Source organism: Streptomyces sp. NPDC001156 (assembly GCF_053598275.1).
On sequence record NZ_JBSFJX010000002.1, the window covers coordinates 126,678 to 147,163 of the forward strand.

At 70.7% G+C, this 20,486-nt stretch carries 13 protein-coding genes; 5 read left to right on the forward strand and 8 right to left on the reverse strand.

The annotated features are described in order from the left end of the window. Window positions 1–17: 17 nt before the first annotated feature. Window positions 18–4,298, reverse strand: coding sequence for a HAMP domain-containing protein (locus ACWDA7_RS01905; RefSeq protein ID WP_450602270.1), 4,281 nt, complete (start codon window positions 4,296–4,298; stop codon window positions 18–20). Window positions 4,299–5,059: 761 nt separating this feature from the next. Here ACWDA7_RS01905 and ACWDA7_RS01910 point away from each other — a divergent pair. Next, the gene (locus ACWDA7_RS01910; RefSeq protein ID WP_450602271.1) at window positions 5,060–5,833 is read left to right on the forward strand and encodes an isocitrate lyase/PEP mutase family protein; all 774 of its coding nucleotides are present in this window, start codon (window positions 5,060–5,062) and stop codon (window positions 5,831–5,833) included. Here the strand turns inward: ACWDA7_RS01910 and ACWDA7_RS01915 are convergent. From ACWDA7_RS01915 to ACWDA7_RS01930, 4 genes are all read right to left on the reverse strand, one after another. Then, window positions 5,810–6,409: a TetR/AcrR family transcriptional regulator gene (locus tag ACWDA7_RS01915; protein ID WP_450602272.1), complete on the reverse strand. Its 600-nt coding sequence runs from the start codon at window positions 6,407–6,409 to the stop codon at window positions 5,810–5,812. The genes ACWDA7_RS01910 and ACWDA7_RS01915 overlap by 24 nt on opposite strands. Window positions 6,410–6,513: 104 nt before the next feature. After that, the gene (locus ACWDA7_RS01920; RefSeq protein ID WP_450602273.1) at window positions 6,514–7,944 is read right to left on the reverse strand and encodes a selenium-binding protein SBP56-related protein; all 1,431 of its coding nucleotides are present in this window, start codon (window positions 7,942–7,944) and stop codon (window positions 6,514–6,516) included. A gap of 163 nt (window positions 7,945–8,107) precedes the next feature. Then, window positions 8,108–8,302, reverse strand: a complete 195-nt coding sequence (locus tag ACWDA7_RS01925; protein WP_450602274.1) for a DUF397 domain-containing protein — start codon at window positions 8,300–8,302, stop codon at window positions 8,108–8,110. Continuing rightward, window positions 8,299–9,135, reverse strand: a complete 837-nt coding sequence (locus ACWDA7_RS01930; protein ID WP_450602275.1) for a helix-turn-helix domain-containing protein — start codon at window positions 9,133–9,135, stop codon at window positions 8,299–8,301. Before ACWDA7_RS01930 ends, ACWDA7_RS01925 begins: the two co-directional genes overlap by 4 nt. A 154-nt stretch (window positions 9,136–9,289) precedes the next feature. Here ACWDA7_RS01930 and ACWDA7_RS01935 point away from each other — a divergent pair, with 154 nt between their 5' ends. After that, a complete protein-coding gene (locus tag ACWDA7_RS01935) occupies window positions 9,290–9,721 on the forward strand; it encodes an ATP-binding protein (RefSeq protein ID WP_450602276.1) in 432 nt (143 codons plus the stop codon). Between the two features lie 80 nt (window positions 9,722–9,801). Further along, entirely contained in the window at window positions 9,802–11,070 is a 1,269-nt protein-coding gene (locus ACWDA7_RS01940) for an MFS transporter (RefSeq protein WP_450602277.1), read from the forward strand. Window positions 11,071–11,256: 186 nt separating this feature from the next. Here ACWDA7_RS01940 and ACWDA7_RS01945 read toward each other — a convergent pair whose 3' ends face one another. From ACWDA7_RS01945 to ACWDA7_RS01955, 3 genes are all read right to left on the reverse strand, one after another. After that, window positions 11,257–14,154: a glycoside hydrolase family 2 TIM barrel-domain containing protein gene (locus tag ACWDA7_RS01945; RefSeq protein ID WP_450602278.1), complete on the reverse strand. Its 2,898-nt coding sequence runs from the start codon at window positions 14,152–14,154 to the stop codon at window positions 11,257–11,259. A 94-nt stretch (window positions 14,155–14,248) separates the two neighbouring features. Further along, complete coding sequence (locus ACWDA7_RS01950; RefSeq protein ID WP_450602279.1) at window positions 14,249–15,517, reverse strand: ROK family transcriptional regulator; 1,269 nt, start codon at window positions 15,515–15,517, stop codon at window positions 14,249–14,251. A 130-nt stretch (window positions 15,518–15,647) separates the two neighbouring features. Further along, entirely contained in the window at window positions 15,648–16,895 is a 1,248-nt protein-coding gene (locus ACWDA7_RS01955) for an FAD-binding protein (protein ID WP_450602280.1), read from the reverse strand. Between the two features lie 203 nt (window positions 16,896–17,098). Here ACWDA7_RS01955 and ACWDA7_RS01960 point away from each other — a divergent pair, with 203 nt between their 5' ends. Then, window positions 17,099–18,430, forward strand: a complete 1,332-nt coding sequence (locus tag ACWDA7_RS01960) for a radical SAM protein (RefSeq protein WP_450602281.1) — start codon at window positions 17,099–17,101, stop codon at window positions 18,428–18,430. Window positions 18,431–18,646: 216 nt separating this feature from the next. Continuing rightward, a complete protein-coding gene (locus tag ACWDA7_RS01965) occupies window positions 18,647–20,140 on the forward strand; it encodes a cellulose binding domain-containing protein (protein WP_450602282.1) in 1,494 nt (497 codons plus the stop codon). Window positions 20,141–20,486: the final 346 nt, after the last annotated feature.

The following is a 20,486-nucleotide window of genomic DNA, read 5'->3' on the forward strand; positions in this document are numbered from 1 at the left end:
CACGGCGGGTGTCCCCCTCAGACGCGCAGCCAGCGTCGGACACAGGCGATGAGGTCGTTCGTGTCGACGGGTTTGGTGACGTAGTCGTTCGCACCCGACGCGAGGCTCTTCTCCTGGTCGCCCGGCATCGCCTTCGCGGTCACGGCGATGATGGGCAGGTCCGCGTACTGGGGCATCTTGCGGATCTCGGAGGTGGCGGCGTAGCCGTCCATCTCCGGCATCATCACGTCCATCAGGACCACCGCGATGTCCGGGTGGGCGAGCAGCGTCTCGATGCCCTTGCGGCCGTTGTCCGCGTGCAGCACCTGGAAGCCGTGGAGCTCCAGGATCCCGCTGAGCGCGAAGAGGTTGCGCGCGTCGTCGTCGACGACGAGCACCGTACGGCCGAGGAACGCGTCGTCCACCGGCTGCGCGGCCGCGTGCTGCGGCTCGTCGGCGCGGACCAGGGACAGGACGTCTCCCGGCTCCTCGGCCGACAGATGCAGCGTGATGTGCTCGCGCAGCTCGTCCAGACTGGACAGGAAGTCCAGCGGCCGGCCCCCCGAACGGGAGCGCAGGTCGTGTTCCTGGGCCGGGTCCACCCGGTGCCCGCTGTGGACGAGCACGGGAACGCTGGCCAGCGCGGAGTCGCCCTGCATGGCCTCCAGGAACCGCGCGCCCTCGTCGTCCGGCATGCTGAGTTCCAGGACGACGCAGTGGCAGGGCTCGGCGGCCAGTGCGCTCGCCGCCTCCTGCGCGCCCACGACGGTGATGATGTCGATCGACCCGCGCGGGTCACCGCTTTCGCGATCGTGCGCTATGTCGGTGACCGCGCTCTCCGCGACCAGGGTCAGCAGACCGCGCGGGCGCTCCTCGACGACCAGCAGGCGGCGCCGCCGCTGCCCGGCCGCGCCCGCCGGGGCGTACTCCGCCCGCGGTACCGGCACCACCTCGGAGGGGACCGCGGACTCGGGCTGCTCGGCGGGCCGGCCGCCGCCGTCCACCTGCTCCTCGAAGTCGGCGCGCGCCACGGGTAGATACAGCGTGAACGTGCTGCCCTGACCGGGTGTGCTCTCGACCGTGACGGCACCGCCCAGCAGATGGGCGATCTCCCGGGTGATCGACAGGCCGAGGCCGGTGCCCCCGTACTTGCGGCTGGTCGTCCCGTCCGCCTGCTGGAACGCCCCGAAGATCGTCTCCAGCTGCTGCCGGGGGATGCCGATCCCGGTGTCCTTCACTCTGAACGCCACGATGGTGCTGCCGCGGTGGACGCCCGCGGGCACCTCCGGGTCGGCGGCCGGTTCGATGCGCAGCTCCACGCTTCCCTGCTCGGTGAACTTCACCGCGTTCGAGAGCAGGTTGCGCAGGATCTGCCGCAACCGGGAGTCGTCGGTGAGCAGGTCGGCCGGGGCGCCCGGCGCGGTGGTCACCGTGAACTCCAGGCTCTTCTGCGTGGTCATCGGCCGGAACGTCGCCTCGACGTACTCGAGCAGCTGCCGCAGCGAGACCCGCTCGGGGGAGACGTCCATCTTGCCGGCCTCGACCTTCGACAGGTCGAGGATGTCGTTGATCAGCTGCAGCAGGTCCGATCCGGCGGAGTGGATGATGCCCGCGTACTCGACCTGCTTCGGGGTGAGGTTGCGCGACGGGTTCTGCGCCAGCAGCTGCGCCAGGATCAGCAGGCTGTTGAGCGGGGTGCGCAGCTCGTGGCTCATGTTCGCCAGGAACTCGGACTTGTACTTGGAGGCCAGCGCCAGTTCCTGGGCGCGGGTCTCCAGTTCCTGCCTGGCCTGCTCGATCTGCAGGTTCTTGGCCTCGATGTCGCGGTTCTGCGAGGCCAGCAGGGACGCCTTCTCCTCGAGCTCGGCGTTGGAGCGCTGCAGTTCGTCCTGCTGGACCTGCAACTCCTCCGAGCGTGCCTGGAGTTCGGCGGTCAGCCGCTGGGACTCCTCCAGCAGCTCGTCGGTACGGGCGTTGGCCACGATGGTGTTGAGGTTGACGCCGATGCTCGGCATCAGCTGGCCCAGGAAGTCCTGGTGGATCTGGGTGAACCGGGTCACGGAGGCCAGTTCGATGACGCCGAGCACCTGGTCCTCGACCACGATCGGCAGCACCGTCAGGGCGGTCGGCACGACCTGGCCGAGCCCCGAGGAGATGGTCACGTAACCCGGCGGCAGCTCTTCCACGCTGATGGCGCGGTGGTTGCGCGCGGCCTGCCCGACCAGCGAGCGGCCCACCGGGATGCGGACGGGCCGTTCGGCGTCGTCGGGGTATCCGTAGGAGCCAACGAAGCGGAGTTCGGCCCCGCGGTCGGTCTCCTCCGCGAGATAGAAGGCGCCGTACTGGGCCGACACCAGGGGTGCCAGCTCGTCCATGATCAGCTCGGCGACGACGGGCAGTTCGCGGTGGCCCTGCATCAGGCCGGAGATCCGGGCGAGGTTGGTCTTCAGCCAGTCCTGCTCCTGGTTGGCCCGCGTGGTCTCGCGCAGGGACCCCACCATGGAGTTGATGTTGTCCTTGAGCTCGGCGACCTCGCCGGATGCTTCCACGGTGATCGAGCGGGTCAGGTCGCCCTCGGCGACGGCGCTCGCGACCTCGGCGATCGCGCGGACCTGCCGGGTGAGGTTCCCGGCCAGTTCGTTGACGTTCTCCGTCAGCCGCTTCCAGGTGCCCTCGACGCCCTCGACCTCGGCCTGTCCGCCGAGCCTGCCCTCACTGCCCACCTCGCGGGCGACGCGGGTGACCTCGGCGGCGAACGACGAGAGCTGGTCCACCATCGTGTTGATGGTGGTCTTGAGTTCGAGGATCTCGCCCCGGGCGTCGACGTCGATCTTCTTCGACAGGTCGCCGTTGGCCACCGCGGTCGTCACCAGCGCGATGTTGCGCACCTGGCCGGTGAGGTTGTTGGCCATCGAGTTGACGTTGTCGGTGAGGTCCTTCCACGTACCCGCCACGTTCGGCACGTGCGCCTGTCCGCCGAGCCGTCCCTCGGTGCCGACCTCGCGGGCCACGCGGGTGACCTCGTCGGCGAAGGCGGACAGCGTGTCGACCATCGTGTTGATGACGTCGGCGAGCGCGGCGACCTCGCCCTTGGCCTCGACCGTGATCTTCTGCGACAGGTCGCCGCGCGCCACGGCGGTGGCGACCTGGGCGATGGAGCGGACCTGCCCGGTCAGGTTCGACGCCATCACGTTGACGTTGTCCGTCAGGTCCTTCCAGGTGCCCGAGACGCCCCGGACGATGGCCTGCCCGCCGAGATTGCCCTCGGTGCCGACCTCGCGGGCGACGCGGGTGACCTCGTCGGCGAAGGCGGAGAGCTGGTCGACCATCGTGTTGATGGTGTTCTTGAGTTCGAGGATCTCGCCGCGGGCGTCGACGGTGATCTTCTGGGAGAGGTCGCCCTGGGCGACCGCGGTGGCCACCTGGGCGACGTTGCGGACCTGGGCGGTGAGGTTGCCCGCCATGAAGTTGACGGAGTCGGTCAGGTCGCGCCAGGTGCCCTTCACGCCCTTGACGTCCGCCTGTCCGCCGAGGCGTCCCTCGGTGCCGACCTCGCGGGCGACGCGGGTGACCTCGTCGGCGAAGGCGGAGAGCTGGTCGACCATCGTGTTGATGGTGTTCTTGAGTTCGAGGATCTCGCCGCGGGCGTCGACGGTGATCTTCTGGGAGAGGTCGCCCTGGGCGACCGCGGTCGTCACCTGGGCGACGTTGCGGACCTGGGCGGTGAGGTTGCCCGCCATGAAGTTGACGGAGTCGGTCAGGTCGCGCCAGACACCGCCGACGCCGGGCACCTGGGCCTGACCGCCGAGCCGGCCCTCGCTGCCGACCTCGCGGGCGACGCGGGTGACCTCGTCGGCGAAGGCGGAGAGCTGGTCGACCATCGTGTTGACGGTCTCCTTCAGCTGAAGGATCTCGCCGCGCGCCGGTACGTCGATCTTCTGTGACAGATCGCCCTTGGCCACCGCCGTGGCCACCTGGGCGATGTCACGGACCTGGGTGGTGAGATTGCCGGCCATGGCGTTGACCGAGTCGGTGAGATCGGCCCAGGTGCCCGAGACCCCCGGCACCTCCGCCTGACCGCCCAGGGTGCCTTCGGTGCCCACCTCGCGGGCAACACGTGTCACTTCCGAGGTGAAGACGGACAACTGGTCCACCATGCCGTTGAAGACGGTGGCGATGTCGCCGAGCAGGCCTTCGCCGTCGGACGGCAACCTCGTGCCGAAGTCGCCGTCCCGTACGGCGGTCAGCCCTGCCAGCAGCTGGCGTAGCTCCTGCTCACCCGGCGCCCGTTCCACGGTGTCGATCGTCTTGCTGCTCATCAGCACCCTCGTTCCGCTCCCCAAGAGCCCTCGCGCCGAGGACTCGGAACCGCGCCGGGTCCGCGAACGGCCCGCTCATCGCCCGTACATTTCCGCAGATCACGGATATGCCAGATGAGAAAATCGATCGCAGATTAGCTCAGTTGTCGTGTGACAACCAAAGCAGCTGGCAAAGATGCCGGCTCGCCGAGTCAGTATGGCCGCGAGGTGCATGCCCACGCGGAGTATGGGGTACACGGCCAGATTTCGCCCGGGGCCGCGCGTCACCCGTCCGGCCGACAGCGATGCGGCGACGGCCGCTGACCACCTCCCGCCGACCGGTCCTGCGCCGGGACCGGAGCCCCGCCGGACGCGCCGGCCGGCCATCTCCCGGACGAGAAGCGGCAGATGGCGCGTACGTTCTTCCCCGGGCGACGGGGTACGTGGGTCTGGTGCGCGAGGCGCCGGTGGCGCAAGATCTGATACCGGAGGGTGTTTCACGTTGACGGCGGCCCCTCCGGCGGAGGCCGTGCCTCCGGGCGTACGAGTCCGTCCACAGCCCCTGGGGCGTCCCGACCGGAACCGGGGCGTCCCAGGTTCGCGTCGCCCGCGACCGCCGCGACACTTCGGCGGGCACCGAACCAAGGGGCCCCTACGGTGGGGCACATGACCGAGTCCGCACCGCCCCGGCCCGCCGATGCCGGCACCGCCGTGATCGGCCACGTCCGCGCACTCGCGGCCCGCAGGCGGCCCTCGTACCCCGCCGTGGTGGGTGATCCGTCGTGACCGCCTTCGCCGATCTCCACCACGCCGACGAGCCGCTCCTGCTGCCCAATGCCTGGGACCACGCCTCCGCGGCCGTCCTCGCCGACGCGGGGTTCGGGGCGATCGGCACGACGAGCCTCGGCGTCGCGGCTGCCGCCGGACTGCCGGACGGGGCCGCGGCGACCCGCGAGGCGACCCTGCGGCTGGCACGCGGGCTGGGTACCGGCCACTTCCTCCTGTCCGTCGACGCCGAGGGCGGCTTCAGCGAGGACCCGGAGCAGGTGGCGGAGCTGGCTCGCGAGTTGCGCTCGGCCGGGGCCGTCGGCATCAACCTGGAGGACGGGCTCGGTCCCGCCGCGGTGCACGCCGCCAAGATCGCCGCCGTCAAGTCCGCCGTGCCCGACCTCTTCGTGAACGCCCGCACCGACACGTACTGGCTCGGCGACGGGGATCCGAGGGACACGCGCAGCCGCCTCGACGTGTACCGGCAGGCGGGGGCGGACGGCGTGTTCGTCCCGGGTCTCGCCGAACCGCAACACATCGCGGAACTGGTTCGGTACGTGGAGGTCCCGCTCAACATCCTGTACTCGCCCAGCGGACCGTCCCTTCCGCAGCTCGCCGACCTGGGCGTGCACAGGGTCAGCCTCGGGTCCCTCCTCTACCGCCAGGCCCTGGGCGCCGCGGTGGCAGCGGCGAGGACCGTCCGCTCCGGCCACCGGCCCGAAGGTACGGCCCCGTCGTACGGCGAGGTGCAGGCCCTGGTCCCGTCACGCCCGGAGGCCCGGGGCTGACGCCGTGGTCCCACGGGGCCAGTGCTCCAATGCCACATGCAGGGCGTCGACGGCCTTGTCCCAGGACGCCTGGATGTCACGGGGCGCACCGAAGCCGCCCGCGGCCTCCAGCGCGCAGTAGCCGTGGAAGGTGCTGCGCAGCAGGCGCACGGCATCCGTGAGGTCGGGTTCCTCGAGGCCGTAGGCGCGGAGCATGCCGTAGGTGATCTCGGCGGTGCGGCGCAGGGCGGGGGAGTCGGCGACGAGGGCCTGGTCGACACGGATCTGGGTGGCCGCGTACCTGCCCGGACGTTCCAGCGCGTAGGCCCGGTAGGCGTCGGCGAAGGCGGCCAGCGCCTGCTTGCCCGCGCGCCCGGCGACCGCCGCGGCGATCCGGTCGATCATCTCGCCACCGGCCAGCAGCGCCAGCCTGGTGCGCAGGTCCTGCAGGTTCCTGACGTGCGAGTAGAGGCTCGCGTCCTTCACCCCGAAGTGCCGCGCCAGTGCGGAGAGCGTGACCTGCTCGAATCCGACTTCGTCCGCGAGGTGGGCCGCCGCCTCGACGACCCGCTCGACCGTGAGCCCGGCACGGGGCATAGGTGTGGCTCCTTACCTAGCGTTCCCAGGCGGAAGCCTAGCCTCGGCCGAATACGGCTGGTCGCGTCGGGATGAGAACGGAAACGGGCGTTCGAGCGGTGGCTTCAGCGGCGGTAGCAGTACGAATCCGAGGAGGCGTCGCCGCCTTGCAGGCGCGTCTGGTGCACGCGCAAGCCGAGGAAGTCCGGGCCGTGCGGGAAGAAGCGGCTGTCGACCGAGAGCCCGCCGGGCGAGGTGTCGGCGTCGAGTTTGACCATCCACGGGTCGATGCCCGCGGGATAGAACTGCGCGTCCCAGGCGGAGTACAGGGAGTTCGTCAGGTACACGCGCCGCCCGTCGCGGCTGAGCTCGACCATCTGCGCGCCGCCGGTGAGCGGAACGTCCGGCTCGGCGGGATGCGGCTGCCGGCTGACGACGCCGCCCAGCCGCACGGACGAGGTCTGCCGCGGATGGAACGGATCGCTCACGTCGTACTGGAGCAGATCGCCGGTTCCCCACGCGGATACGTACAGCCACCGGTCGTCCACCGACAGGTCGATGTCGGTGATGCACGGGAGCACGGCGCCGAACGGCCGCAGCGCCGGGGGCAGGTCCTCCGTCTGCGCCGGCTCGGCAGGGACGGTGATCACCTTGTGGACCACGTAGTCCTCGCCCTCCCGGTTCCACAACCACACCGACGCCGACAGGTCCTCCACGTTGACCACGGTGTTCGCGAACCCCCACGTCGCCTCGGGGTCATGCGCGGGACGCAGCTCCAGCACCATCTGGTTCTCGTCCCCCAGATCGACGCGCTGCAGGTGCCGGCCGGAGTCCAGCTCCCAGAAGTGCAGCGAGTGGCCGTACCGGCGACCCAGCAGCAGTTCGGGGACAAGGCCGTCCTCGATCATCGAGGGAGTCCCCCACTCGCTGGTCACGGCGATGTTCTGGCGCAGATGCCACCAGACGTCGTAGGCGAACCACTGCGGTCCGCGGTCGCTCTCCCAGGCCCGCAGTACGTCGAAGCTCTCGTGGTCCAGCAGGGCGACGCCGCCGGGCCCGTCCGCACCGTCCGCGCCGCCCAGGCAGGACAGGAACACTCCGTCGGGGCCGCAGTGGAGGGTGTGCGCTCGGGAATATCCGGCCTTGGCCGCCAACTCCTCGGGCTCGACCACCTTGACCAGGCGGGGGCGGGCGGGATCAGGACCGGTGTCGAAGACGTGCAACCGGGAGGAGCGCAGGCCTGGGACGATGAGGTAGCGCCGCGCCGCGTGATGATGACCGGCGTGTGCCAGCGCGCTCGAGCAAGCGTTCCAGCCGAAGTGGTGCAGTTCGTTGCCCGGGTCGGGCAATGCGGCGTGGGAGGTCACGCGGCCGTATTCCGGGGATCCGGGGTCCGTGACGACGGTGAACAACGCGTCCGCGCGCTGTGCGGTCGGGTCGAAACCGACGACATAGGCGAGCGTCTCCGGGGGCGCGGCGATGGCGTCCGCCGGAGAGCGGTACAAGGTGGGATCCCTGTGCTCGTCGCGGTCCTGGGGCTGATCGGTCGTCGTCATGGCTGTTCCTTCTCCCGAACGGGAGCCTGGAACCCGGGGACCGTCGAGAGGCAGCCGGGCTCACCCGGCCGAGATCGATGTGCGGACGCCGGACATATGTCCCATAAGTCAGCGTTTCACAACCTCGAAGCACTGCCAAGCCGGGTCCGCGGCGTGCCCGAGGCTAGCCTGCGTAGTCCGCGCCGATGTGCCGGCAGAACTCGGCCCAGGCGGTGGGGGCGAGGGTGAGCCGCGCACCGGCGGTGTCCTTGGAGTCGCGGACGTGGACGGTGGTGGGGCAGAGGGCTACTTCTACGCAGTCGCCGTCCCCGCTGCTGCTGTAGCTGCTCTTGAACCAAGCCAGTTCGGTGCTGCTCATAGCACTCCTCGCATCCGTTCCAGCAGGCTCCTGGAGTCGCCTGGGGAAAGAGCCTGTGAGCGCAGTTTGGCATAGCGCATGTGAAGGACACTGATCGATTTCGGATCGCCGATGAACTGGCCGCTCCGCTGCCCTTCGCAGTAGCCGAACCATTCGTTTTCCGGGGTCTCCAGCAACTGGATGGGACCTGCAAGCCCAGCATGGGCGCCGAGCGCCATGGGAAGCAACTGCAGTTCCACGTTGCGAGGTTTCGTCACATCCAGGATGTGGTCGATCAGTTCACGAGTGATGTTCCGCCCGCCGGTCTCCCGTTGGACGACGTACTCCTCCACGATGAAACTGAACGCGGTGTTGGGCCTTTCGACGAGCAGACGTTGACGTTCCTCGCGGGCGGCGAGCTGAGCTTCGATCTGTGAGTCGGTGAGCACGGGCACCTGTTCGTCGAAGAGGGTGCGCGCATACGCCTCCGTCTGCAACAGGCCCGGCACCAACCGGCTTTCGAACGTGTAGAGGCTGATCGCCTGCTCCTCCAGTTCCGCCCACTGCCGGAACCAGGACGCCAGCCCCTTCTCCCGTCCCACGTGCTTGTACGCACCCTTCAGCGCGCCGAAGGCGTCCAGTACCTGTTCGGCCCGTTCGACGAGCACACGGGGTGGGAAGCGGCGTCCCTGTTCGATGGACGCGACCGTCGAGGGCTGGTACCGCACAAGCGGCGCGTACTCCTCCTGCGTGAGGCCCGCGCGCCTGCGGAATGCCTTGTGGACCGCGCCGAAGCCTTTCAGACTGTCGGACGCTTCCGGCTCGTTCGTGGTGCCGATGGTGCTGTCGGTCATGCCGGGAACCCCCGAATGCAGTGGTGCCAACCCCGCCAAGTCCCTTATGGTCACGCACCGTTACGCATACTGTCCACCGCGTGAACTCGTACGGGTCGCAGCGTACGAGTGCCGTACCTGGTTGGACACGGGTGATCTCGGGGACTTTTGGGTCATGTGCGCAGAACCACGACTCCATGAGCCCGTCACCGTACGTACGTTCACCCAGCTCTTCAGCAGTACACCGAGGGGTGCCCGGCTCGCGCGGCGGCTGGTCGCCCATCGCATGGACGTGTGGGGGTTCCCGTACGACGGGGACGCGGGCGAGATCGTGACCCTGGTCGTGGCCGAACTCGCGGCCAACGCCGTGCGGCACGGGCGTGTGCCCGGGCGGGACTTCCGTCTCCGGCTGGTCCTGCGCGACGGGGTCGTACGCGTCGAGGTGGCCGACGGGCGGACAGAACGGCTGCCCGTGCTGCGGGAGTCGCGCGGCGAGGAGGGCGGGTACGGTCTGATGCTCGTCTCCGCGGTCGCCGAGCGGTGGGGCGTGCAGCCACGGGTCGGCTGTGCGTACAAACTGGTCTGGGCGGAGGTGAGGGTCGCGTGAGCCCGAAAAACCCGTGGGGCGCGCCGGTCCGGTCGGCGTACGGTGGTGCGTCTTGATCGTTCGGCGGGACGGGGCCAGGGATGTCGGGTGACCCAGAGGTGCGGGCGAAACGGTCGGCGCAGGACAGGCGAGGGCCGGGGCGCAGCCGTGACTTCCGGATCTTCTGGGCCGCGCAGACCCTGTCGTTCCTCGGGGACTCCTTCGCCCTGATCGCGCTGCCCCTGCTGGTGCTGGAGGCCACGGGGTCCGTCGCCCGGATGGGGCTGCTGACCGCGGTCGGCGGGGCCGCGTCGGTGCTGGCGGGCGTCTTCGCCGGCGTGGTGGTGGACCGGGTGGACCGCAGGAAGCTGCTGATCGCCTGCGACCTGGTCAGGATGGTGCTGTACGCGCTGATTCCGCTGCTGTGGCTCGCCGGGCCGCGCATCTGGCTGCTGTACGCGGTGCTGCCCGTGTGCGAGGCCGTCGGCATGCTGTTCTCGGTCGGGTACGTCACCGTCGTACGCCAACTGGTCGACCCGGAGCGGATCACCGCCGCCAACGGCCGGCTGAACGCGACCGCCGCGGCGGCGGGGGTGGCCGGTCCGCTGGGCGCGGGCGTCGTGGCCGCATGGGCGGGTCCGGCCGCCGCGGTCGCGGTGGACGCGGCGAGTTTCGGGGTGTCGGCGCTGTGCCTCTGTTTCGTGCGGTTCGGGCGGGCCGTACCGCCCGAACCGGCGGCGGCCGGACGGCGGCTGTGGCGTGATCTGCTCGCCGGGGTGTCCTTCCTGCGCAGTCACCGGGTGCTGCGGGCCCTGACGGTGCTGCTGTCCCTGTTCAGCTTTCTGGAGCTGGGCCTGAACGACCTGCTCATCTACCACCTCAAGCACGACCTCGGACAGAGCGACGGCACCGTCGGCACCGTCCTCGCCGTCGGTGCGTTCGGCTCGATCACCGGGGCTCTGCTGGTCGCCCGGATCCGGCGCGGGCTCGGTTTCGGCCCCACCTGGATCGGCGCGGTCACCGTCTGCGGCTGTGCGATGGCCGGCATCGGCTGGGCGCGCGACGTGCCGGCCGTCGCCATCCTGACGGCGGCGTTCGTCGGCGGCGGCAGCATCGCGGGGACGTGCTCCATGTCCCTGCGCCAGCAGGTGACCCCCGAGCATCTGCTCGGCCGGGTCACCTCGGCGTTCTGGACCATCCACTACTCCGCGGCCCCGATCGGCGCGGCTGTGGTCACCTGGGCGGCCCAGCACCATGGCACGGCGCCGGTGGGCGCGGTGGCCGGCGCGGCGTGCGTGGGTATCGCGGCACTGGGCCTGTTCACCCCGGTGAGCGCTCGCCACCCGGAGGTGGCCGCCGAGGCCGCCTGAGGACCGGGTCGGCCGTCACTCGTTTCCCCGTACGCGACCCGGGCACCGGCCCTCCCGGTCTGGGCGAGCGCCCTGGTCGGCGACGGGAAGCCGGACGGCCAAGGCCACGAATCCCGCGGCTTACGACGGGCCCGGGGCCGGACGGCTGAAGCGCCGGCCGGCCGCGGACGCCCATGACCGTGCCGGTCAGCCGATCTCGGAGAAGACGAAGGAGAACTCGGTGGGCTCGGCCCGCAGGAAGTACTGCGGGAGTGGGCCCGGACCGCACGACTGCGAGCCGATGCCGTGCTGACCGTGGTCGAGGTTCACCCACACTGTGTCACCCGCGACGAGGTCGGTGAGGTGACGGGCGGCGTCCAGTTGTTCGCTGGTCCAGCGCCGGGCGCTGAACCAGAACTCCGGGTCGCCCTCGATCCTGAGGCCGCCGATCTCCGCCCAGCGGACGTCGGCACGGGCGCCGTTCTCCTGCGGCCGTACGTACGGCGTCTGCAGCCCGTCGACCGTGGACTCCCAACGGCCGAGCAGCGAGGCGGCCTTGGTGTCCGGGTACCCCTCGCCGGGGCCGCCGCCGAACCACCGCACACGGTCCGCCGAGCCGGCCAGCCCGAAACGGATCCCGAGCCGCGGCAGCGGCACCGTCCAGTCGCCCTCCGGGGCGACGGACACGGTCAGCCGCAGCCGGTCCCCGTCCGACGTCCAGCGGTACACCGTGGCGAAGCCCAGCTCCCGGGCGGCGGGCGCGACCCGGGTGCGCACGGTCAGCGCGTCGCCGCTTCGTTCCACCCCGTCCAGGCGGTGCCGCATACGGTGCAGACCGAGCTTGCGCCACAGCAGTCCGTTGCGGGTGTCGCTCTGCCACGCCGCGCCGTCGTCGTTGTCGGTGGGCGCCCGCCACACATCCAGGCGCAGACCGGTCACGTCCACCGCGCCGACGGACGTCAGCGCGCCCGTGCGGGCGTCGAAGGTGGCCGGGCCGAGGGTGATGCGGCCGTCGCCGGGGACCGGGCCCGCACTCTGGGCGACCCGTACCGCCGGGCGGGCGGTCACGGGGAACTGGCCCCAGGCCACCTCGTGGCCCTTCGGTCCCCATACGGTGCCGGACGCCAGCAGTGCCCGTACCGTCCACTGCGTCTCACCGGCACCGGTCTCGGGCGGCTCGGGGAGTTTCACGTCCGCCCACTCGCCCGGCGCGAGCGGGGGCACCGGCAGCGTGCCCGACTCGACCGTCTCCCCGTCGAGTTGATAGGACCATTCGAAGGTGAGAGCGGAGAGGTCGGCGAAGTCGTACGCGTTGCGGATCCGTACGGTCCCCTCCGGCCTCCATTCCTCGATCCGGACCGGTTCGACGACCTTCTTGTACTCGATCAGGCCCGGCGAGGGCCTGCGGTCCGGGAACAGCAGCCCGTCGCAGACGAAGTTCCCGTCGTGCAGCTCCTCACCGAAGTCACCCCCGTATGCGAAGCCGTACCGCTCGTCCTTGATGCCGTGGTCGATCCACTCCCAGATGAAACCGCCCTGGAGCCGGTCGTGGCTCTCGAAGAGCCGCTGGTAGTCGGCGATGCCGCCGGGGCCGTTGCCCATCGCGTGGCCGTACTCGCAGAGGATGAAGGGAAGTTCACGGCGCTTGAGGGTGCCGCCGTCCAGCCCTCGGCCGATCTTCTCCACCTCGCCGTGGTAGGCGTACATCCGCGAGTACATGTCCGTGTCACGGCAGTCGATGTCGCCCTCGTAGTGGACGAGCCGCGAGGAGTCCCGGCCGTGGATCCACTCGGCCATCGCCGTCAGGCCCCGGCCGGTGCCGGCCTCGTTGCCCAGGGACCAGACGACCACCGAGGGGTGGTTCTTGTCCCGTTCGACCATGCGGGCGGCGCGGTCCAGGAGCGCCGGGGTCCAGCGGTCGTCGTCAACCGGGTTGTCGCGCCAGGCCTGCTCGACGAAGCCGTGGGTCTCCAGGTCGCACTCGTCGATCACCCAGAGGCCGTATTCGTCGCACAGATCCAGGAAGGCGGGGTGCGGTGGGTAGTGCGAGGTGCGCACGGCGTTGACGTTGTGCCGCTTCATCAGCAGGACGTCCTCGCGCATGGTCTCCGGATCGAGGGCGCGGCCCTTCTCCGGGTGCCACTCGTGCCGGTTGACCCCCTTGAAGAGCACCGGCCTTCCGTTGACCTTGATCAGGCCGTCCCCCAGCACGACCGTGCGGAAACCGATCCGCAGCGGCACGCGTTCGCCCTCGGTGACCAGTTCGCCGTGGTACAGCTTCGGGGTCTCCGCGGTCCACGGCTCCACGGCGACGGTCACGGGTTCGCCGGTCGCGACGTCGATGCCGAGGGCGGGCACGGCGACCCGGCCGTCCACGTCCGAGTCGACCCTCAGCGTGCCCTCGCCGGACCGGTGGTCGTACGAGGCGTGCACGAAGAAGTCCAGGACGCAGCCCGCCGGGCGGTGCAGCAGCGTGACGTCGCGGAAGATGCCCGGCAGCCACCACTGGTCCTGGTCCTCCAGGTACGAGCCCGCGGACCACTGGTGGACGCGGACCGCGAGCACATTGCCGCTCGGCTTGAGCAGATGCCCGGCGGCGAACTCGTGCGGCAGCCGGGAGCCCCTGAACTCGCCGAGTTCCGTGCCGTTCAGCCACACGCGGGCACACGACTCGACGCCGTCGAAGCGCAGCACCGCCCCGCCGTCCGACGGCCAGTCGTCCGGCAGGTCGAAGACGCGGAGATGGTCACCGGTCGGGTTCTCGGTCGGCACCCGCGGCGGGTCGACCGGGAAGGGGTAGAGGTGGTTGGTGTAGATGGGGGATCCGAACGAGCCGTCGCCCTGGAGGACCCAGTGGCCGGGCACCGAGAGCTCCGCCCAGTCGGCCGCGTCGAATCCGGGAGCGGCGAACGAGTCGTCCTCGGCGTCGGCCGTGGCCGACAGCCGAAAGCGCCAGCTGCCGTTGAGCGAGAGGGATGTGGCGTCGGAGGACGCGTACCGGGCGCGCGGCGGCAGGGCACCGCTGCCCGGTGAGACGTCCTCTACGTAGTCGTTGACCGAGAGCGGCGAAGAAGCCGGGAGTCCGGGGGAGCTGCGGAAGGACATCGTTCTCCTGGTTCGTTGTGCGACGTCAGGAATGCCGAAGGTGACGGATCGCGAGCCACCAGGGAGGCGGCCCGCTGCGACCTCCGCACCCCCCTCACGAAGGCGATGCGGCAGGCCTCCTTGCGGGGGCGGTGCGGTCGGCGGACTGCGCTGTTCCTCTTCGGGATGTGCCGGCCGGCTGGAGCGCCCCTTCGAGGGCGAAGGTCGCGGCCCCGAGGCACACCGGGTCGGTGGGGATGGGGGACAGGACGATCTCGGTGGCGGCGAAGGGCCGGCGCAGCGCGCGCCGCTCGACGGCCGCGCGCACCTCGGTCAGCAGCTGTTCGCCGAGCGCGGCGGCGACCCAGCTGCTGAGCACGACCACCTCCGGATTGAGAAGGTTGACGAGGTCGGCGATCCCGGCGCCGAGGTAGCGGCCGGTGTCCTGGAGGACCTTGAGCGCGACCGGGTCCTCGGCGGCGGCCGCGCGGGCGAGCGCGTCGATCGTGGCGGTCTGGTCCTCGGGGTGCAGCAACGGGCTGCCCGGGCTGAGCTCCCGCAGGTTCAGCATGATGCCGGGCGCCCCGACGTAGGTCTCCACACAGCCGTGGTTGCCGCAGTGGCACAGCCGCCCGTCCAGCACCAGCGTGGTGTGTCCCCACTCGCCGGCGCTGTTGCTGACGCCGCGGTGCGGCCCGCCGCCCAGTGCGAGCCCGGCTCCGACGCCGGTGCCCAGATTGACGACCACGGCGTCCCCGCGTCCGCGGGCCGCCCCGAACCACAGCTCGGCGACCGCGCAGGCGCGCAGCGGACTGTCCATGTACAGGGGGTGGGAGATGTGTTCGGCGAGCAGGTCGAGCAGCGGAACGTCGTGCCAGTCCCAGTTGTGGGCGTACTCGCAGACCCCGCGGTCCCGGTCCACCTGGCCCGGCACGCTGACACCGACGCCGAGCACGCGGGACCCCTCCACCCGGGCCCGTTCGACCACCGAGCCGACCGCCGCCGCCACATGGCCGACGACCTGCTCGGGACGGCTCTCGCCGGGACGCATGTCCTCGTCCGCGCGGGCCAGCATGTTCAGGGCCAGGTCGAACAGCTCGACACGAACGTATGTCTCGGCGATGTCGACGCCGATCAGGGCGCCCTCGGAGGTGTTGACGGCGACCAGTCCGCGCGGCCGGCCGCCCGCCGAGTCCTCGAACCCGACCTCGGTCAGCATCCCGAGGTCGAGCAGTTCGCCGACGAGTGTGGCGACTGTGGCCAGACTGAGCCCGGTGGCTGCCGCCAGCTCCTGCCGGGAGGTGGGGGAACGGGCGATGATCTGACGCAGTACCTCGTAGCGGTTCGCGGTGCGGATGTCGCGCGAGGTGCGCTTGGCGGACACGTTCCTCGGTCTCTCCGGGCCCGGCGGGGGCCCAGTGCCCCGGCCGGCGCGAGCCTATGCCGGGGACGGCCTTTCTACAAGGGGTTAGGAAAGGGGCTGTACGAAGCGCCGGTCGCCACCGGCGCCGCCCTCACAGAAGCTCGAGGGCGCTGCGGACGAACGCGTTGCGGAACTTGCCCGCGGGGTCCAGCTCCACCGCCGACGCGGTGAAGTCGCCGAGCCGGGGGTAGCGCTCGCCGAGCACCCGGGCGGGCACGGTGAACACCTTGCCCCAGTGCGGCCGGGGCGCGAAGTCGTCCAGCGCCTGTTCGACCAGGCGCACCACGGGCAGGACGGCCGCCGTGTCCTTGATCCAGGTGAAGTGCACCGCCACGGTGTCCCGCCCGTAGGACGGACTCAGCCACTGCGTGTCGGCGGCGACCGTGCGCACCTCGCAGGTCTGGAGCACGGGGGCCACCGTGCCGCGGACGGCGTCGAGGGCGTGCAGCGCGTCGAGGGCGCAGGAGCGCGGCATCAGATACTCCGACTGCAGTTCGGCGCCGCTGCTCGGCATGAAGTCCGCCCGGAAGTGGGGCAGCCGCTCGTGCCAGGGGCCGGCCACGCCGAACTGCTGGGTGCAGTTGACCGCGGGCATGCCCGGCACGGGGTGCAGCGCCTCGGTGGCCGGTGCGGCCCACGGGAAGTCCGGCAGCGGCTGGTCGGTGCGCCGCTTCAGCCACACCTGCCGGAAGCCCGGCTCCCGCCAGTCGGTGAACAGGCTCACGCTGTACGCCGTTCCGGCGACCGTCTCGAAGTCCAGTCCTTGCAGGGGGAGCTCGGTGAACACGTGCTGCTCGACCTCGTAGTCCGGCTCCAGGCCGAGGGTGAGCGCGGTGACCACACCGAACGCGCCGAGCGAGGTCACGGCGCCGTCGAAGTGTCTCTCGCCCCGGGCGATGCGCACGGTGGAGCCGTCGGCCGTGACCAGCTCCACCTCGCGCACCGCCGAGGCGAGCGAGCCGTTGGCGATCCCCGAGCCATGGGTGCCGGTCGCGACCGAACCCGCGACCGAGATATGCGGCAGCGAGGCCATGTTGTGCAGTGCGAGCCCGTGCCGGTGCACCACGCGGGCGAGCTCGGCGTACCGGACGCCTCCGCCGACCCGCACGGTGTGGGCCGCGGTGTCGACCTCGACCTCCGACGGCAGATCGGCCAGCGAGAGCAGCACCCCGTCCACACCCGCCTCGGCGATGTCGTTGAACGAGTGCCCGCTGCCCAGGACCCGTACATGCGCGCTGTCCGCGACGAGGGACCGCAGCGCGTCGAGCGACCGCGGGCGGTGCAGCTCCTTCGCGGCGTAGGTGATGTTGCCCGCCCAGTTGGTCACGGTTCCGGTCATCCCGTCGTCCCTCCCCGTGGCCCGCGGCCACGCACATGCAGTCACCTGGAACCTACATCGACCACCTATGAGGCGCCGCCGCCCGCTCCCGGACATCGCCGTTCCGGCGCACATCGCACGCCACGAGGGGACCCGGCACCGCCGGCGGACGGGCGGGGGCATACCGTGAGTAGTCGAACGCCTGAGCCGGGAGGAGACACGGGATGGGCAGCCGCACCGCACTGGTCGAGGATCTGATGGAGCGATTCCCGCACGTTCCGCGGGAAGCCGTCTTCAAAGAAGATCTGCTCCGCGGGGGTGTGGCCTTCGACGCGTCCGCCCTGTCCGACAACGAGGACGGCGAGGTCAAGCCGAAGTCCTACTTCATCTTCTCCTTCGACCACGGCACCCTGCCCGAGCTGGGCGAGGCGGCGCTGCGGCGCCCACCCGAGGAGATCATCCTCACCGGCGGCCCGTACGACCTGCGCCGGACCGTGGTGTCCGTACGGGTCAATCCGACCTCGCCGTACCGCGTGGCCGCGGACGAGGACGGGCTGCTCGGGCTCTACCTCGACGGGCACAGGATCGCGGACGTGGGCGTGCCGCCCATGCCCGAGTACTACCGGCACACCCTCTCCAACGGGAAGTCCGTGATGGAGGTGGCCCCCACCATCCAGTGGGGCTACCTGATCTACCTCACCGTCTTCCGCGTCTGCCAGTACTTCGGCGCCAAGGAGGAGTGCCAGTACTGCGACATCAATCACAACTGGCGGCAGCACAAGGCGGCCGGGCGGCCCTACACCGGTGTCAAGGACGTCGAGGAGGTCCTCGAGGCGCTGGAGATCATCGACCGGTACGACACCCAGAAGGCCTCCACCGCCTACACGCTCACCGGCGGCGCGATCACCAAGACGGTCGCCGGCCGTGACGAGGCCGACTTCTACGGGCACTACGCCAAGGCCATCGAGGAGCGCTTCCCGGGCCGCTGGATCGGCAAGGTCGTCGCACAGGCGCTGCCGAAGGACGACGTACAGCGCTTCAAGGACTACGGCGTGCAGATCTACCACCCCAACTTCGAGGTGTGGGACCGGCGCCTGTTCGAGCTGTACTGCCCCGGCAAGGAGCGCTACGTCGGCCGTGACGAATGGCACCGGCGCATCCTCGACTCGGCCGAGATCTTCGGCGCGCGCAACGTCATCCCCAATTTCGTCGCGGGCGTCGAGATGGCCGAGCCCTTCGGCTTCACCACGGTCGACGAGGCGATCGCCTCCACCACGGAGGGCCTGCGCTTCTTCATGTCGCACGGCATCACCCCGCGCTTCACCACGTGGTGCCCGGAGCCGACCACCCCCCTCGGCAAGGCCAACCCCCAGGGCGCTCCGCTGGAGTACCACATCCGGCTGCTCGAGGCCTACCGGGCCACGATGGACGACTTCGGGCTCTCCTCGCCCCCCGGCTACGGCCCGCCCGGACCCGGCCGCGCGGTGTTCTCCGTCAGCTCCTTCATGGACAGCCTGCCGGCGCACGAGGAGGCCGAGGAGCCGTCCCGCGCGTAACGATGGCATCACGTGCCCCGGTGCGCTGAGTCGAAGCGGGGCGCGATCCGTACAACTCAACAGTGCGCGACGGCGGCTGCGGCAAGTGAATACGCCGCTTGTCAGTTGTGTGAGAAGCGTGAAAGGCTCTGGGCCAGTCGTGAGATCATCCTCAACTCCCATGGTCCCCAGGCGAGTTGACTCTGCCTGTGGAAGCAGTTGATGCAGGAGCCTTCCATGCCCGAGCTGCCCACCCCCCAGGACGCCGCCGAGGCCGCGCTGTTCTCGGAGTGCTGGGACGCGGTGCTGTCGTACGCCGACCTGTGCACGTCCGGTACGACGGCCGGCAGGCAACTGGCCACCGAGGCGTTCACCCAGGGCATCCAGGAGGCCCGTGCCGCCGCGGCCCGGGCGAGGGCCGCCGGACGCCGCACCCCGCGGCTGCCCGGGATCCCCCTGCTGCTCACGGCGGTGCGCAGTACCGCGGCCGCATGGGAGGCGGAGGGCAAGGGACATCTACTCGACCCCGAGCTGCGGCTGTGGCTCAACTCCGGCAAGGCCGCGCGGTATACCGGCCCACCCCTGCAGCGTCCTTTGGCCCTGCGCGGGCTCAAGGACATGCAGGAGGCGGACGCCGCGCTGCTGTGGCTGGCGGAGGTGGAGGCGCTGCCGCTGCCCGACGTGGCCCGCCGGCTCGGCATCGACCCGGCGGCCGTGGCCACCGAACTGGCCCAGGTACGGGCGCTGTTCAGGGACCGCTGCCAGCGCAACCACCTCGACACCCCCATGGACGCCGACTGCCGCAGGTACGCGCGGCTCCTCGACGCGGTCACCCGCACGTCGGCCCCTGAGACGCCCGAGGATCTCTCGCGTCACCTCGCCACCTGCGTGGAGTGCGCGGAGGCGGCCGCCTGTCTGCGGCTGCACGGCGGAGGAACGCCCGCCGCGCTGGCGAGCGGCGTGATCGGCTGGGGCGGCCTCGCGTATCTGGAGCGGCGGCGCCGGGCGGCGGAAGCCGGGCTGACCGGCGGGCGCACGGACGCGGGCGCGGACCGGGGCATCGCCGTCGGCGCCGTGACGCGGCCCCGGATCGGCCGCGCGGGCCTCCTGACCACCGCCGTCGTCGTGTCCGCGCTGGCGCTGACGGTCTCGCTCATGCAACTCGGCGACTCCGGCGGGCCGACGGCCGAGGGCGACACGGCCGACAGCCAGGCCGTGGCCGAACCGGCACCGCCCCTCCCGTCCGTCGGCTCCGTCCCCGACAGCAGCACGAGTGGCACCTCCCCGACCGCGCACCCAGGCGGCTCGGCCACCGGCACCAAGAGCGGGGACTACGACACCGAACCGCAGGGCACGTCGACGAGTCCGGTGAAGGACACGCCGACCGCGTCCACGCCTGCCCGGCGGACGCCGTCGCCCTGCCGGGTGAAGTACCACCTGGACGACGAGTGGCATACCGGGTTCCAGGTCGCGATCACGGTCACCTCGACCACGGCGCTCGACGACTGGAACATCACCTGGACGTTCGACGACGGCCAGCACATCACCCAGATGTGGGACGGCATCTTCACCCAGGCGGGGTCCGAGGTCACCGTGAAGGCCGCCGACTACAACAAGAAGGTCGCCGCGAACGGCACCTTCGCGTTCGGTTTCCTCGCCTCGAAGCACGGCGGCAACGCCGTGCCGCACGACTTCATGGTGAACGGGGTCGGTTGCTCGACGGTGGGCTGAGACGACCCGAGCCCATCACGTCGGCGAGCCGCAGCCGGGACCGCTCGTGCCCGGTGGCCACGCGTCCGCTCCACCCGCCCCAGGGCCCAACCCCTGTGCCCACGAACGGCACCGTCCGCACACGTGCCCGAGGTTCGTGGTCACGGCCTCATTCCCTGCGGCCCGTGACGTGCCGCAGGGCTCGAAATAAATCGGTGGCGGCCCTGAATGCGGCGCTTCTATGGTGGGGGCGCTTCTCGTGGTGGCAGTGGGCTGCCGCGGCCCGCCGAGTGAAGAACCGGAGGTGTGACCCATGGCTGTCTCTGTGATGGGCGCTGCCCGCAACCAGGAATTCGTCCGATCCACC